The sequence below is a fragment of the Seonamhaeicola marinus genome, from assembly GCF_008085455.1.
This window is the reverse complement of sequence record NZ_VSDQ01000283.1, coordinates 1-446: the sequence shown is the minus strand read 5'-3', so window position 1 is coordinate 446 and position 446 is coordinate 1. Positions and strand designations below refer to the sequence as shown.

At 33.9% G+C, this 446-nt stretch carries 1 pseudogene; it reads right to left on the bottom strand.

Features of this window, described 5'->3' with window-relative positions:
* Positions 1 to 446: pseudogene (locus FUA24_RS03995) on the bottom strand (bifunctional amidotransferase subunit GatB/aspartate--tRNA ligase AspS); the annotation flags it as partial.

The window sequence follows — 446 nt, the reverse complement described above, 5'->3', positions numbered from 1 at the left end:
TTAGCAAACTGAAAACTTCAATAAAATCATTGATGTTTTTAATGCTTACGTAATCTTCAGGTTTTAAGTTATTGGTTAAGGTTTTTGCAACAAATGATGGTTCATTTATGGCGTTGTTTATAGAAACAAAGGTTTCAGAGCGTAACGCATCTGCAGTAAAAAATTTAGCATCTTGCGGTAGTACCCCACCTTTAATTAAAATACGCTCTACAGCATAAGGTAGTGCACTTGTATCAACATGTATGGTGTTAATAGCATCTTTTATGTTTACAAAAGGTAAGTCTGGCTCAGAGATAAAGCGGTAATCTGCCTCAAACTCTTTTTTACGCATGGTTTTAGTTTGCTTTAAATCGGCATCAAATAAAACGGTTGTTTGGTCTGGTCTAAACTTTTTATGCTCTAAAAAGTAGTTGAGTTGTTTGCCAACTTCTTCAATTAAAGCTTCT